The following is a 14,678-nucleotide window of genomic DNA, read 5'->3' as shown; positions in this document are numbered from 1 at the left end:
CGCGTCTCAGGCCGGGCGAGCTTGGCGGGGATTCCCGGGAGGCACCTCGCGACGATCGGATCGGGGGCCGGAGCCCCCTCCTGCAGGAGGCGGCGGAGAGTCCGGGGTCGTGAAGGGCCGCGGGATGAAGCGGGAGGTCGAGTCAGCCGACGACGACCCGGTCGGCGACGACCCCCTCATTCAGGGTGGCGCGCTCGGGCCGGCCCTTGTGCAGGAAGACGAGGCGGTCGGGGTCGAGGCCCATCAGGTGCAGGATCGTGGCGTGCAGGTCGTGGACGTGGATGCGGTCCTCGATCGCGTGCAGGCCGAAGTCATCCGTCTCGCCGATGACGCGGCCGCCCTGCAGGCCGGCCCCGGCCATGAACATGGTGAAGCCGTAGGGGTTGTGGTCGCGGCCGTCCCCCTTCTCGGACATCGGGGTGCGGCCGAACTCGCCGCCCCAGACGACCAGGGTCGAGTCGAGCAGGCCCCGGCGCTTGAGGTCCTTGATCAGGCCGGCGACGGGGTAATCCATCGACCGGCAGTTCTCGGTGTGGTTCTTCTCGATGCTCGTGTGGGCGTCCCACTTGCTGCCGGCCCCGTGGTAGAGCTGGATGAAGCGGACCCCGCGCTCGACCAGGCGGCGGGCGAGCAGGCAGTTGCGGCCGAAGGTGGCGGTCTCCTCGCGGTCGAGGCCGTAGAGGCGTTTGGTCTCCTCGGCCTCGGAGTCGATGTCGACCGCCTCGGGGGCCTCGGCCTGCATCCGGAAGGCGAGCTCGTAGGAGGCGATCCGGGCGTCCAGCTCCGACTGGTCGGGCCGGTCGAGGGCGTGGCTGCGGTTGTACCGGTCGAGCAGGGCGAGCTTCCGGCGCTGGCGGGCGTCGTCGATGCCGTCGGGCGGGAGGAGGTCGGGGATCGGCTCGTCGCCGGAGGCGAGCTTCGTCCCCTGGTAGACGGCGGGCATGAACCCGGCCCCCCAGTTGCGCGGGCCGCCGGCGACGGTGGCCCGCTCGTTGTCCTGGAGGACGACGTAGGAGGGGAGGTTCTCGTTCTCGGTCCCGAGCCCGTAGGTCACCCAGCTCCCGAGCGAGGGGCGGCCCCCCCGGATCGAGCCGGTGTTCATCTGGCAGACGCCGTTGACGTGGTTCAGGCCGTCGGAGATGCAGGAGCGGACGACGACCAGGTCGTCGGCACACTCGCCGATGTGCGGCAGCCAGTCGGAGACCCACATGCCGCATTCGCCCCGGCGCGACCACGTGCGATGCGAGGCGAGCAGGGGGGATTCCATCTCGCCCATCGGCAGGATGACCCGCTTGATGCTCGACGGCAGGGGCTGGCCGGCGAAGCGGTTGACCTCCGGCTTGGGGTCAAAGGTGTCGATCTGGCTCGGGCCGCCTTCCATGAAGAGGAAGATGACGCTCTTGGCGCCGCCGTCGGGCCGCTTCCAGGCCGAGGCGTCGGGCAGGAGGGTCGGGCCGTCGCCCCGGGCCGAGGCCGACGCACCGCCGAGCAGGTAGGACAGGCCCAGGGCCCCGAATCCGGCCCCGCCGCGGAGGAGCATGTCGCGGCGGGAGAGGGCGTTGATCCGGTGCGGGATCGGACTCGGCTGCGATTCGGAGGGGCGGGGCATGGGTCGACCTCTCGGCTCGGCGGGGAGGAGTCTCGGGGCGTCCCGATCGGGACCGGCCGGGAGCGGGGCCGATCCGGCGGGGTGCCCGTGTCTTGGGTCAGTCGACGTAGAGGAACTCGTTGGCGTTGAGCAGGACGTGGCAGAAGTCGACCCAGGCGGCGCGGTCGGCCGGGGCCTCGCTGCCGCCGTCGCACGAGAGGTCGGCGGCGACCAGGTCGTCTTCGGCACCCGGCCCGCGGAGGAAGGCCAGGGCGGCGGCGACCTCGTCGGAGTCGGGCGACCGGGCGTAGGCGAGGCGGAAGGCGCGGCGGACCCGCGCGGCGTCGGTCGGGTCCGGCGCGTCGAGCAGGCGGCTAGCGAACGCCTCGGCGCGCTTCAGGGTCCAGGCGCCGTTGATCATCATGAGCGACTGGGTGGGGGCGGTCGTCACGTTCCGCTGGGCGGTGCTGAGGTAGCCGTCGGCGATGTCGAAGGCCCCGAGCACGGGGTCCTTCGTGTTGCGGATGAATTTGGTGTAGATGGAACGTCGGGGCTGGTCGGCCGGGACGCTGGGCCCGCCGAGGTCGAGATCCAGCTCGCCGCTGACGGCGAGCATGGCATCCCGGATCGGCTCGGCCTCCAGGCGATGGGGGGGCATCCGCCAGAGCAGGGTGTTCTCGGAATCGACGGCCTGGCACGATTCGAGGTCGTCGCGGGAGGACGCCTGGCGGTAGGTGCTCGACGTCATCATCATGCGGTGCAACGACTTGAGGCTCCACCCTTCGTCGATGAAGGTCGAGGCGAGCCAGTCGAGCAATTCGGGGTGGGACGGCTCCTCTCCCAGGCGGCCGAAGTCGCTGCTGGTGGCGACAATCCCCTTGCCGAAGTGGTACTGCCAGAGGCGGTTGACCATCACCCGGGGGACGAGCGGGTTGCCCGGGTCGGTCAGCCAGGAGGCGAGGGCGGTGCGACGGCCGGTCGAGTCGGGCCAGCCGGGGGGCGGGGCGATGTCGGCCGGTTCGGGGTCGAGGATCGAGAGGATGCCGGGGGCGACGTCCTCGCCGGAGCGGTCGCCGGGGATGAGCGTCGGCGGGGGGACCGGGCCGACGTCGGCGATCGTGTCGACGTTGGCCCCGGCGGGTCGGATCGCGTCGAACCGCTTCAATTCGGCGACGAGTTCTTCCCAGCGGGCCTTCTCGTCCTTGAGCTGGTTCGGGACCTTGTCGTACTCCATGAGGACCTGGCGGAAGGCCAGGGTGGCGAGCTGCTGCTCGCGGGGGGAGAGGGCGTCGCGATCTTCCCGGATGAGGTCCTGCATGTGGGGCTGGAAGAGCTTGATGGCGGACTGGGCGGCCCGCTCGCGGTGGCGGGCCTCCAGCTCGGCGATCTCGGCGCGGGTGGCGGCGGTCAGGGCCTCCCAGGCGGCCCGGCGCTCGGCCTCGCCGGTGGCGGGGGCGTCGGGCAGGACGTTCAGGTCGTCCCGGGGGACGACGGCGGCGAAGTAGGAGCGGAGCCGGTAGTAATCCTTCTGGAGGATCGGGTCATACTTGTGGTCGTGGCAGCGGGCGCAACCCATGCCGAGGCCGAGGAATGCGTCGGCGGTCACGTCGGTGATGTCGTCGAGGATGCCGTCCCACTGGCCTTCCACGTCGCGCTGATTCGACTCGTAGACCCAGAGCCGGAGGTAGCCGGTGGCGACGCGGCCGACGGGGCTCTCCGGGTCGAGTTCGTCGCCGGCGATCTGCTCGCGGACGAACTGGTCGTAGGGCAGGTCGCGGTTGAAGGCGTCGATGACGTAGTCGCGGTAGCGCCAGGCGAAGGGGCGGTAGGCGTCGGCCCGGTAGCCGTCGGACTCGGCGAAGCGGACGAGGTCGAGCCAGTGGCGGCCCCAGCGCTCGCCGTAGCGGGGGGAGTCGAGCAGGCGATCGACGAGGCGGTCGAAGGCGTCGGGGGAGTCGTCGGCGAGGAAGGCGTCGACCTCCTCGGGGGTCGGCGGCAGGCCGTGGAGGTCGAAGGTGGCGCGTCGGATGAGGGTGCGGCGGTCGGCCTCGGGGGCGGGGGAGAGGCCGGCGGCGTCGAGGCGATCGAAGATGAACCGGTCGATCGGGTTGCGGCCCCATCCGGAGTCATTGACGGCGGGGGCCTCGACCTCGGCGACCGGCTGGAGGGCCCAGTACGAGCGGTCGGCGTCGGTGAAGGTCCCGGGCGTCTCGCGGATGGCCTCGGCGTGCTCCTGGCCGGGCCAGGGGGCGCCCAGCTCGACCCACCGGACGAGGGCCTCGACCTCCTCGGCGGGGAGCTGGCCGTCGGGTGGCATCTCGAAGCCTTCGTAGCGGACGGCCTCGACCAGGAGGCTCTCGACCAGGTCCCCCGGGACGACCGCCGGCCCGGTCCGGCCGCCGCCGAGCAGGTGGGCGAGGGAGTCGACCCGGAGATCCCCCTTCTGATTCTCCTCTCCGTGGCACCGCTGGCAGCGGTCGATGAGGATCGGCCGGACCCGGGACTCGAAGAGCTGGAGCCCCTCGCGGTCGGGGGCCTCATCGGCCTGTGCGGCGGGGGGCAGCAGGCCGATCGAGAGGAGGGTCAGGATCGAGCCGAGTGCGGGGAGGCGGGCGGAGGAGAGGAGGGCCCTGGTCATCGACGAACACCTCGCTGGGATCGGGAGCGGTTCGTTGCCCTCGGGGGGGACGATCAAACAACCGTTGAGCGTATCAGATCGGTGGCCGCAATGCGATCGTTTCTTCATCGACTTTTTTTGAAGTGCCTGGCCAGTCGCCTCGAGGCTCGCCCGTCGGTCGGGGGGGATGTCCGGACAGACGCGACGCCGAACCTCGTGAAGTGCCACGCCATGCGGCGAGGCGAGCGGTGCGCGACCGGTGCGCCCTCGGGTGCGCCGGGGGATCAGAGCAGAACCTGTTTCCCGAATGAGGGTTACGTACAAAGCACCCGGTCGTTTCGGGAGACGGGGCCTGGATCGTGCTCCTGAGGAGGCGTGAGGGCTCATTGGTTCGGAAAGGTTGAAGCGACGCCCGCAAATGGGTTTGTTTGGTCGAGCGAGGAAGGGCCGGGATGGCAGGTCGGTGCGCCTCGGGGTACGCGGGTCGGTGCGCGGCCGGTGCGCATGGGGGGCGATCCGCTTCTCGTGTCCTGATGGAGAGTTGCGGCGATGAAAGCGGTTCGTTTCGGGAACAGGGCATCGGGAATCGGCAGGGGAGAATGGGGGAGGGAGGATTGAGCGCTCTCCCGGTCGGTGCGCGGGCGGTGCGCCCTCGGGTGCGCCATGGGTGCGCCGGGATGATTCGGCGTTTCTCGTGGAATGATAGAAGGTTGGGTCGATTAAAGCGATTCGTTTCGGGGGTTCTGCGGTCAAAATTGGGTTTGTTTCGCGCGGGGATTTTTTAACCGGTCGAACGACGCGACACGCAGCGATCGGTTCGAGCAGAATGGTCCCCAGAATTGGGATTGTTTCGCGCCGAGAGGGGATCGGGGTGAGCGAGGCCGCGCACAGGGGAGCGGACGCCGGGGAGGCGGGCGCGGCCGGGGGTAGGGGCGAGCGGGGGTCGGTCGGGAGCGCGATCATGGTGACCGGGTGAAGGGGACGCTCGGACGGGGGTGGAGCGGGGCCGGTCGGTCGTCGGGGAGCGAGATCCTCGACAAGATCATCGAGAATTCGGGGGGGTTTAGTCACTAATTCCCCAGGATGGCCCGGCAATGCGTGGGGGATGGATCAGACGGAGCCGTCTGGCTCGGCGGCCGAACGCCGTACCGCCTCCACCCTCAATGTCATGCATCCCGAGTCGCCTCGGAGGCTTGCCGATCGGATGCGCGAAGCGAGGAGCCGTTTCGGGGGGACCTCCCTCAGCCTCGTGCGGCTATGCCGCCCCGGTTGGCGAGCAACCGGGGCCACCCAGGGACAGACCGATCCTTCAATCCTGTGAGCACTTCGGTCCGCACAGCGGACCCGACAAGGCTTGACATTCGTCCCTTCGAGGGAGGCCGTTGACGGGCGATCGGGTGGGGAACGGAGGAATTTTGCCCGGGGAATATTGACAAGAGAAATGATCCGGGTATTATTCAGGAGCGTCGAGAAAAACCCGGGTGTTATTCGATGGGGGTCGGGAGGATGGACGAGGAACGCTCGTATACGGTGTTCGCGGGGGAGAGGCGGATCACGACGGCCGATCGCGCGACGATGCTGCGGGAGACGAAGGCGTATCTGGACGGGGACGATCCGAAGCCGGTCTTGATCTTCGAGGATCAGACCGGCAAGCAGGTCGACTTCGACTTCCGGGGGACGACGGAGGAGGTCTTGGCGCGGGCCGATGCGGCCGGGTCGAGGCGGCAGGGGCCGGGTCGGCCGAAGCTGGGGGTGGTCGCGCGGGAGGTGACCTTGCTGCCGAGGCACTGGGACTGGCTCGAACGGCAGCCGAGCGGGGCCTCTGCCGCCCTGCGGCGCCTGGTGGACGAGGCGAGGAAACGGGAACCGCACGCGGAACAGACGCGGAGGGCCCTGGAGGCCGCGAGCACGTTCATGTGGTCGATGGCGGGGAACCTGCCGGGATTCCAGGAGGCGTCTCGGGCGTTGTTCGCCCGGGATCGGGGGCGCTTCGATCGGCTCATCGACGGGTGGCCCGAGGATATTCGCGACCACCTGAAGCGGCTGGTGGAGGAGCCGTTCAGGGTCGACGGGGAGGGAGCGGGGGCCGAAGTGGAATCGGCGGGGGATTGAGGCGAAACACGTTGAACGCGGGCAGCTCGGGCGATGTCCGTGATCATCCGCTCGCGTCGCGTTACGAGGTGCCCTGGTGATGCCCGTCGCCAGGGGATGGCCAGGGGCCTTCTTCGATCGCTTGCGGCTGCGCCGCCGGGGGGCGGGGTCTTCGTTCGGATCGCCGGGCGTGGCGTTCTTCCCGTCGGCCCCCTCACCCGGCCTGACGGCCACCCTCTCCCCCGCGAGCGGGGGCGAGGGTTGAGGTTCGTCGGCCGGGTGGCTTGGCCACGTCCGCGTGGCCATGGTCGCCGGGCGGGCGGGGCTCGCGGAGTCATACCCACGAGGACGTGGGAATGGCACCCGGCAGGTCTCGGCTCCTGGCGACTGGGGCCGGGACACCGGCGGGCATGGGTTAAGGATGCCCACTTACCGAGGGGCGTCGGGGGCCGACCAGAACTCGTCGAGGTGGCGGCGGGAGAGGTCGTGGAGGGCGAGCAGGGCGGCGCGGATGGCGTCGAGGCTGGAGCCGACGAAGCGCTCGACGACGGCGGAGGCGATCTCGAAGGCGACGACGGATTCGAGGATGACGCTGGCGGCGGGGACGGCGCAGACGTCGGAGCGTTCGTAGCTGGCGGGGGATTCCCCCTTGGTGGCCATGTTGACCGAGGGGCCGCGGGCGGCGAGGGTGCTGATGGGCTTCTTGGCGGCGCGGACGACGATCGGCTCGCCGTTGGTGGTGCCCCCTTCGATGCCGCCGGCATTGTTGGAGGGGCGGCGGAAGCCGAAGCGGCGGTCGGAGGGGTCGTGCTCGGCCTCGAAGCGGATCGGGTCCATGACCTTCGAGCCGGGGCGGCGGGCGGCCTCGATGCCGAGGCCGATCTCGACGGCCTTGATGGCCTGGATGCTCATGACGGCCAGGGCGAGCCGGGCGTCGAGCTTGCGGTCCCACTGGGCGTGGGAGCCGAGGCCGATCGGGCAGCCGGTGACGACGGCCTCGACGACGCCGCCGAGGGTGTCGCCGGCCTCGCGGGCGGCGTCGATGGCGGCGACGATGGCGGGGTCGATCTCGGGGTTGCAGGAGTAGATGGGGCTGGCGTCGCGGAGGGCCGGGTCGAGCGAAACGGGGGGGGCGTCGATCCCGCCGAGCTCGCGGACGTAGCCGAAGACCTCGATCCCGAGGTCGCGGAGCAGGAGCTTGGCCAGGCCGCCGACGGCGACGCGCATGGCCGTCTCGCGGGCACTCGCCCGTTCGAGGACCTGGCGGATGCCGGTCTGGTAGGCGATCGAGCCGGCCAGGTCGATGTGGCCGCCCCGGGGGGCGGCGGGTTCCTTCAGGCGTTCGAGCTTCGCGTCATTATTCATGAGGCGCAGCGTGATCGGCCCGCCGGTGGTGACGCCGTGGTAGGTGCCGGAATCGACGATGACGCGGTCGGTCTCGAGGGTCTGCCGCTTGCCCCGGCCGTACCCCCCCTGGCGGCGCTTGAGGTCGACGTTGATGAACTCGGCGTCGAGGGTGATGCCCGAGGGGAAGCCTTCGACGATGGCCGTCAGGGCCGGTCCGTGCGATTCACCGGCCGTCAGGTAGCGGAGCATGGGGGTTTCGGGCCTTGTAGGTGGTTTGAGGTCGATCGGGTTCGGGGTCGAGGCGTTGGGAGTCGTCGGGGGTCTGGCGCCGGGGGGGAGGGGGATCAGGGGGACGCCGTGAACTGCCGGATCGCGAACCAGGCGAGCAGGAGGATCGCCCCGGCCATCACGAGCAGGGCGAGGAGGATCGAGGCCAGGGCACTGGCGGCGGTCCACCAGGATCGGAGGCGATCGGGGGCGTCGGCCTGGCCCGACGGCCGGTCGCGCAGGGCCTGGATGCCGTTGCCGATGGTCCAGGCGGCGGCCGGGAGGGGCAGGCCGAAGAGGATCAGGAAGACGAGCGACCCGAACCAGGGCGGCAGGGCATTGATCACGGCCAGGATCATGATGGTCGCGGGGAGGATCAGGATGAGGGCGCCGACCCAGAAGGGGAGCGTGGGGCTCATCCGACCCTCTTCTTCGATTCCAATGAGACGGCGCGATGACGCCCGGCCCGGCCGCGAGCACGACGCCCGCTCAGGCGTCCGGGAACGATTGTCCGGTCAAGAGTTCGAAGGCTTGAATGTACTTGGCCCGGGTCTGCTCGACAATCGCGTCGGGCAAGGGGGGTGGCTCGCTCTGCTTGTCCCAGTCGGTCGAGTCGAGCCAGTCGCGGACGAATTGCTTGTCGAACGAGGGGGGGACGACGCCGGGCTTGTAGGCGTCGAGCGGCCAGTAGCGCGAGCTGTCGGGGGTCAGGACCTCGTCGATGAGGATGATCTCGCCGCTCGTTGCGGCTCGGCCGAACTCGAACTTGGTGTCGGCGAGGATCAGGTTGACGGAGGAAGCGTGTTCGGCCGCCCGGCGGTAGATCCGGATGCTGCGGTCGCGGAGCGCATCGGCCAGCTCGGGGCCGAGGTCGGCCGAGAGTTCCTCGAAGCTGACGTTCTCGTCGTGCCCCTCGTCGGCCTTGGTGGCGGGGGTGAACAGGGGGGGGTCGAGCTTGACGGCCTCGACCAGGCTGGTCGGCAGGCGTTCGCCGCAGACGGTCCCCCTGGTGCGGTACTCGCGCCAGGCGCTGCCGAAGAGATAGCCGCGGACGACGCACTCAAACGGGATGACCTCGGCCTTGCGGACGAGCATGACGCGGCCTTCGAGCTGCGAGCGATCCTCGTCGGAGAGGTCGAGTCCGGCGGCGTCGAGGTCGGTCGAGATGAAGTGGTTCTGCGTGTCGAGCCGATCGAACCAGAAGGCGGACAGCGCGGTCAGGATGCGGCCCTTGTCGGGAATCCCGTTCGGCAAGACCCAGTCGTACGCACTGATGCGGTCGGTGGCGACGACCAGGAGGCGGTCGCCCAGGTCGTACACGTCGCGGACCTTCCCCGATCGCTTCGGGAAGCCCTCGAGATTCGATTCGAGCAAAGCCGACACGTCAACACACTCCCTGTCCGGATCCGTCTCGATGATGGCCCGTGGAACGGAACTTGTACGGTCCACCTTATCGCATCGGCGCGCCCCCGGACAACCCGAGCCGTCGGGCCGCCCCGGTCGGCCCGGCGCGGGGATCGCCCGGGCCGGCCCGGGGAGGGCGGGCCGCCTTGCAGCCGACGTTTTCCTTGCAGCCGGGGAGGGCGGATTGCGCCGGGCGAGGGCAGCCCTCGAGGTTTGACCCGCCCTTGCCGGTACGATAGCCTGGAACACTCGTGAAGCCGTCCCACGCCGCATCGTCGTGCACGCTCTCCCCGACGACGTCCCGAACCGGAGTTGAGGTCTCTGCCATGTATCGGCTCGATGCTCGCAAACCGGCCCATTTCTGCGACGGACTGACCCGTCGGGATTTCCTGCACGCCGGATCGCTCGCGGCCCTGGGGCTCTCATTGCCCGGCTTGCACGCGCTGGAGGCCCAGGGCGCGGTCAGGCGTGACCAGGACATGAACTGCATCATGCTCTTCCTGGTCGGCGGGCCGAGCCAGCTCGACACGTGGGACATGAAGCCCGACGCCCCGAGCGAGATCCGGGGCCCCTTCCGGCCGATCGACACCAACGTGCCCGGCATCCAGATCAGCGAGATCTTCCCGAAGCTGGCCGCCAACATGGACAAGGTGGCCCTGGTGCGGTCGGCCTATCACACGGCGACCGCCGTGCACGACACCGGCCACCAGATGATGCAGACCGGCCGCCTGTTCGGCAACGGCGCGATCAAGTACCCGCACCTGGGTTCGGTCCTCTCGTACCTCAAGGGCCCTCGGGGTGACGTGCCGCCGCACGTCCTGCTGCCCCGGCCGATCGGCAACACCGGCGGCAACATGCCGCACGGGCAGGACGCCGGGTTCCTGGGCAAGAGCTACGACCCGTTCGTGCTCGGGGCCGACCCGAACGCTCCGGACTTCAAGGTGCCGGATCTCCTGCCGCCTGAGTACGTGACCGAGGTCCGGGAATCGCGCCGACGGTCCTTCCGCGACGCCATCGACGGCGCCGTCCGAGACTTCGAGGGGTCGGAAGACGCCCGCCTGGTCGACGAGAATTTCCAGAGGGCCTATGCCCTGATGTCGAGCGCCGAGGCGAGGGAGGCGTTCGCCCTCGACGCCGAGCCCGACGACATGCGCGACCGGTACGGCCGGACCCGGTTCGGCCAGAGCTGCCTGATGGCCCGTCGCCTGGTCGAGCGGGGTGTGCGGTTCGTGACCGTCAACATGTTCGAGACGGTCTTCAACGAGGTGACGTGGGACATCCACGGCTCGTCGCCGTTCAGCGCGATCGAGTCGTACCAGAACGAGATCGGCCCGAACTTCGACACGGCGTACACGGCCCTGCTGACCGACCTGTACGAGCGGGGGATGCTGGAGAACACCATGATCCTCGCGTTCGGCGAGTTCGGCCGGACGCCGAAGATCAACCCGGCGGGCGGCCGCGACCACCACCCGGCCTGCTGGACGGTCCTGTTTGCGGGCGGGCCGATCCGGGGCGGGAACGTGGTGGGGGCGTCGGACGAGATCGGCCACTCGCCGAGGGACTTGCCGGTTTCGACGGCCGAGATCGCCGCGACCGTCTATCACGGTCTCGGGATCGATCTCGACACCGAGCTGCCCGGCCCGCAGGGGAGGCCGCTCCGGGTGGTCGATCACGGCGTCGAGCCGATCCTGCCGTTGTTCTGATGCCTGCGCGTCGCGATGTCACCCTGGCCCCTTGGCCGGGGAAGGGGGGATGCGGTGGGGCGAGGCAATGCAAATGGCTCGCCCCACCCCCCGCGTCCCCTGGATCGGTTCGGTTCGGGGTGCCTCGACCGGACCGGACGGGACCGAACTGAACTGCGTGTGACCCAATGTACCCGGCCTTGAAACCGATCGGCAGGGCCTTGACGACCGCTCCTCTCCCCGGCTGGCCCCGCCGACCCTTGACCGAGCGAGCACACTCCGCATATGAGCCGATCCGCGCCCTCTTCCCACGATCGGGCCGTTGCCTCCGCGTTCGATGCTCAGGCGGATCAGTTTGAACGGGCCCCGGTTCAGACCGATCCGACCGCCATCGCCCGGCTGCTGGAGGTGGCCGAACTGGAGCCGGAAAGCCTGGTGCTCGACGTGGGATGCGGCCCCGGCCTGGTGGCCGAGGCCCTGCTGGAGGCCGGCCACAGCGTGGTCGGCATCGATCTGTCGAACGAGATGATCGCCCGCGCCCGCCGCCGCTGCGAACGCTTCGGCGACCGGGTGCTGTTCCTCGTCGGGTCGCTCCAGGACCCCGAGCCGGCCGAGTTCGCGCCGTTCGACGCATGCCTGTCGCGTTATGTGCTGCATCATATCCATGACCCGATGCTGTTCGTCGCGCGCCAGGGGTCGCTGCTCCGGTCCGGTGGCGTGCTGGTCCTGAGCGACCAGACGACCGACCCGGCGCCGGAATCGAGGTCGTGGCACCAGGGGGTCGAGCGGCTGCGGGACCATTCGCACACGTCGCACGCGACCCCGGGAGAGCTGGCCGACCTGCTGACGGTCTCGGGCATGGAGTCGGTGCACCTGCTCGAGGAGACGTTCGTGCTGGACTTCGACGAGTGGTTCGACCGGGGCTCGCCGCAGCGGGAGAAGGAGTTCGTCCGCCAGGTCGTGCTCTCCGGCCCGCCGACCCACGGCTTCCGGCCCCAGGAGCAGCCCGACGGCCGCATCCGGATCGAGTGCTGGCGCGCCACGGCCCGAGGGATCAAGAGCGGACGATAACCTTGACTGACTGATGCTTCGGGACAGGGCGGCTCCCCTGTCCCGCCCCTCTTCTCGACGAGACCCACGCATGATGAGAATCGCGCTACGCTTCGGGACGGCGGCGGCCCTGGTGATGGCCAGTTTCGGGGCGGCGGCGGGGGCCGACGAGGGGCTGGTGCTCGTGCCCGAGTCGGTCCGGCTCGACGGGCCGAGGGCCTCGCAGCGGATCCTCCTGGGGCGGGTCAATGCGCAGGGGGTGGCCGTGGGCGAGCCGGGCGGGCCGGTCTCGTTCTCGGTCAGCAACCCGAACATCGCGACCGTCTCGGCCGATGGGACGGTCGAGCCGGTGGGCGACGGCGAGACGACCCTGACGGCCCGGTGGGGGGATCGGTCGGTCTCGGCCCCGGTGCGGGTCCGCGACTCGGGCCGCGTCGAGCCGTGGAGCTTCCGCAACCACGTCCTGCCCGTCCTGACCAAGGCCGGGTGCAACCAGGGGTCGTGCCACGGCGCGGCGGCGGGGAAGAACGGCTTGCGGCTGACCCTGCGCGGCTACGGGCCGGAGGCCGATTACGACGCCCTGACGCGGCAGGCGATGGCCCGCCGCATCAACAAGACCGCGCCGAGCGAGAGCCTGATGCTTTTGAAGGCGACCGGCGTGGTGGAGCACGGGGGCGGGCCTCGGATCGACCCGGACTCGCGCGAGTATCGGATCATCGCCGAATGGATCGGCGCGGGGATGCCGGGCCCGGGCGAGGGGGACGCCCGGATCGACCGGGTGGAGGTGATGCCCCCGGCCGTCCTGCTCGCGCCGGGGCAGTCGCAGCAACTGCTCGTGAGGGCGACCTACGCCGACGGGAGGGCGGCCGACGTGACCCGCTGGGCCAAGTTCGGCACGACCGACGAGACCGTGGCCACGGTCGATGAATCGGGCCGCCTGACGGTGGTCGGGGCGGGCGAGGGGGCGATCACGGTCTGGTTCGACAGCCAGGTCGACCTGACGACGGTGACGGTCCCCTACGATCAAACGATCGACCGGGGGGTGTTTGCATCGGCCCCGAGATTCAATGAGATTGATGCGATCAACCTGGAAAAACTGCAATCGCTGAACATTCCCCCGTCTCCCCCGAGCGACGACGCGACCTTCCTGCGCCGGGCGTACCTGGACGCGACCGGGACTTTGCCGGGGGTGGACGAGGTCGAGGCATTCCTGGCGGATGAGGACCCGGAGAAGCGGGCGAAGCTCGTCGATCAACTCCTGGACAGCGAGGCATTCGTCGATTACTGGACCTACAAGTGGTCGGACCTCTTGCTCGTGTCGTCTCGAAATTTAGCGAAGCCGGCGATGTGGAGTTTTTCCCGGTTCATCCGGGAGAGCGTGGCCGAGAATCGGCCCTGGAATGAATTCACGAGGGAGATTCTGACCGCCAAGGGGAGCACCCTGGACGACGGGGCGGGCAATTACTTCGTGATCCACCGCGACCCGATCGAGCTGACCGAGAACGCGAGCATGGCGTTCCTGGGGCTGGCGATGACCTGCGCGCGGTGCCACAATCACCCGCTGGAGAAGTGGACCCAGGACCAGTATTACGGGTTCGCGAACCTGTTCGGGCGGGTGAAGCTGAAGGACGGGGATCGCGGGGCCGCGCAGGGGGATGTGGAAATCATCCCGGCGTCGGAGGGGGACATCCTGCACCCGAGGCGGGGCGCCCCGATGGCTCCGCAGCCGCTGGATGCCGAGGCGATGCCGCTGGAATCGCCCGGGGATCGCCGCGAGGCGCTGGCCGATTGGCTCGAATCGCCCGAGAATCCGTACTTCGCGGCGGCGATCGTCAACCGGGTCTGGGCGAACTTCTTCGCCCGGGGGCTGGTCGACCCCGAGGACGACCTGCGTGCGACCAACCCGCCGAGCGACCGGAAGCTGATGGCCTGGCTCGTCGAGGACTTCAAGGGGCACGGCTACGACGTCCGCCACCTGATCCGGACGATCATGACCTCGGCCGCCTATCAGCGGTCGGCCGCGCCGGTGCCGGGGAACGAGGGGGACTCGAAGTTCCTCAGCCGGTACGTCCCGCGACGCCTGCCGGCCGAGGTATTGATGGACGTGATGGCCCAGGTGACCGGCGTGCCGACCGAATTCCCGGGGTATCCGGCCGGCTGGCGGAGCGTGCAGCTGCCCGACGTCGAGGTGGCGAGCACGTTCCTGGACGCGTTCGGCCGCCCCGAACGGAACGACACGTGCTCGTGCGAGCGATCGTCGGAGCCGTCGCTCGCCCAGGCGCTTCACCTGGCCAACGGCAGCACCCTGAACGAGAAGCTGCGCCGCGAGGATTCGGCGGTCGCCCGGGCGGCGGCGTCGGGGGAACCGTTCGCGGAGACGGTCGATCATCTGTTCAAGAAGGCGCTTGCTCGGCCGCCGACGGGGGCCGAGTCGGCCCGGATCGTCTCGGCGTTGGACGAGGCCGTGGCCGGGGCGGAAACCGACGAGGAGCGGGCCGTCCTGAGGCGACAGGTGCTCGAGGATCTCTATTGGGCGACGATGACCGGCAATGAATTCCTGTTCAACCACTGATGGCCGCCGGCCCGGATGAGATCCGGCCACACGGCCCAATAGGCCCGACGGCGGGGCGGC

Annotated in this window: 9 protein-coding genes; 4 read left to right on the top strand and 5 right to left on the bottom strand. The window is 69.8% G+C overall.

Translation table 11 applies throughout. From position 1 onward, the window contains the following. Window positions 1-142 precede the first annotated feature (142 nt). Together AB1L88_RS18025 and AB1L88_RS18020 are read right to left on the bottom strand one after the other, a co-directional pair. Window positions 143-1,609, bottom strand: a complete 1,467-nt coding sequence (locus tag AB1L88_RS18025; RefSeq protein WP_367098072.1) for a DUF1501 domain-containing protein — start codon at window positions 1,607-1,609, stop codon at window positions 143-145. A 97-nt stretch (window positions 1,610-1,706) separates the two neighbouring features. Further along, window positions 1,707-4,226: a PSD1 and planctomycete cytochrome C domain-containing protein gene (locus AB1L88_RS18020; RefSeq protein ID WP_367098071.1), complete on the bottom strand. Its 2,520-nt coding sequence runs from the start codon at window positions 4,224-4,226 to the stop codon at window positions 1,707-1,709. A gap of 1,485 nt (window positions 4,227-5,711) precedes the next feature. On the opposite strand from AB1L88_RS18020, the gene AB1L88_RS18015 reads away from it, so the two are divergent. Beyond that, on the top strand, window positions 5,712-6,317 hold the full coding sequence (locus tag AB1L88_RS18015) for a DUF2239 family protein (RefSeq protein WP_367098070.1): 606 nt from the start codon (window positions 5,712-5,714) through the stop codon (window positions 6,315-6,317). Window positions 6,318-6,725: 408 nt separating this feature from the next. Here AB1L88_RS18015 and aroC read toward each other — a convergent pair whose 3' ends face one another. The 3 genes from aroC to AB1L88_RS18000 all read right to left on the bottom strand — a co-directional run bounded on the left by aroC (window position 6,726) and on the right by AB1L88_RS18000 (window position 9,293). Then, complete coding sequence (gene aroC / locus AB1L88_RS18010) at window positions 6,726-7,892, bottom strand: chorismate synthase (protein WP_367098069.1); 1,167 nt, start codon at window positions 7,890-7,892, stop codon at window positions 6,726-6,728. Window positions 7,893-7,987: 95 nt separating this feature from the next. Beyond that, window positions 7,988-8,329 (bottom strand): hypothetical protein, encoded by a 342-nt coding sequence (locus AB1L88_RS18005; protein WP_367098068.1) that lies wholly within the window; start codon window positions 8,327-8,329, stop codon window positions 7,988-7,990. A 70-nt stretch (window positions 8,330-8,399) separates the two neighbouring features. Next, window positions 8,400-9,293, bottom strand: a complete 894-nt coding sequence (locus AB1L88_RS18000; protein WP_367098067.1) for a phosphoribosylaminoimidazolesuccinocarboxamide synthase — start codon at window positions 9,291-9,293, stop codon at window positions 8,400-8,402. A 347-nt stretch (window positions 9,294-9,640) separates the two neighbouring features. Here AB1L88_RS18000 and AB1L88_RS17995 point away from each other — a divergent pair, with 347 nt between their 5' ends. The 3 genes from AB1L88_RS17995 to AB1L88_RS17985 all read left to right on the top strand — a co-directional run bounded on the left by AB1L88_RS17995 (window position 9,641) and on the right by AB1L88_RS17985 (window position 14,618). Further along, window positions 9,641-11,017 carry a DUF1501 domain-containing protein gene (locus AB1L88_RS17995; protein WP_367098066.1) on the top strand — a complete coding sequence of 459 codons (1,377 nt, stop codon included), beginning with the start codon at window positions 9,641-9,643 and terminating at the stop codon, window positions 11,015-11,017. A gap of 264 nt (window positions 11,018-11,281) precedes the next feature. Next, window positions 11,282-12,067 (top strand): methyltransferase domain-containing protein, encoded by a 786-nt coding sequence (locus AB1L88_RS17990; protein ID WP_367098065.1) that lies wholly within the window; start codon window positions 11,282-11,284, stop codon window positions 12,065-12,067. Window positions 12,068-12,137: 70 nt separating this feature from the next. Further along, window positions 12,138-14,618 carry a DUF1553 domain-containing protein gene (locus AB1L88_RS17985; protein ID WP_367098064.1) on the top strand — a complete coding sequence of 827 codons (2,481 nt, stop codon included), beginning with the start codon at window positions 12,138-12,140 and terminating at the stop codon, window positions 14,616-14,618. Window positions 14,619-14,678 lie beyond the last annotated feature (60 nt).

The sequence above is a fragment of the Tautonia sp. JC769 genome (assembly GCF_040717455.1).
GTDB lineage: Bacteria > Planctomycetota > Planctomycetia > Isosphaerales > Isosphaeraceae > Tautonia.
The sequence above is the reverse complement of the archived record's forward strand: the minus strand, read 5'-3'. Positions and strand labels throughout refer to the sequence as shown.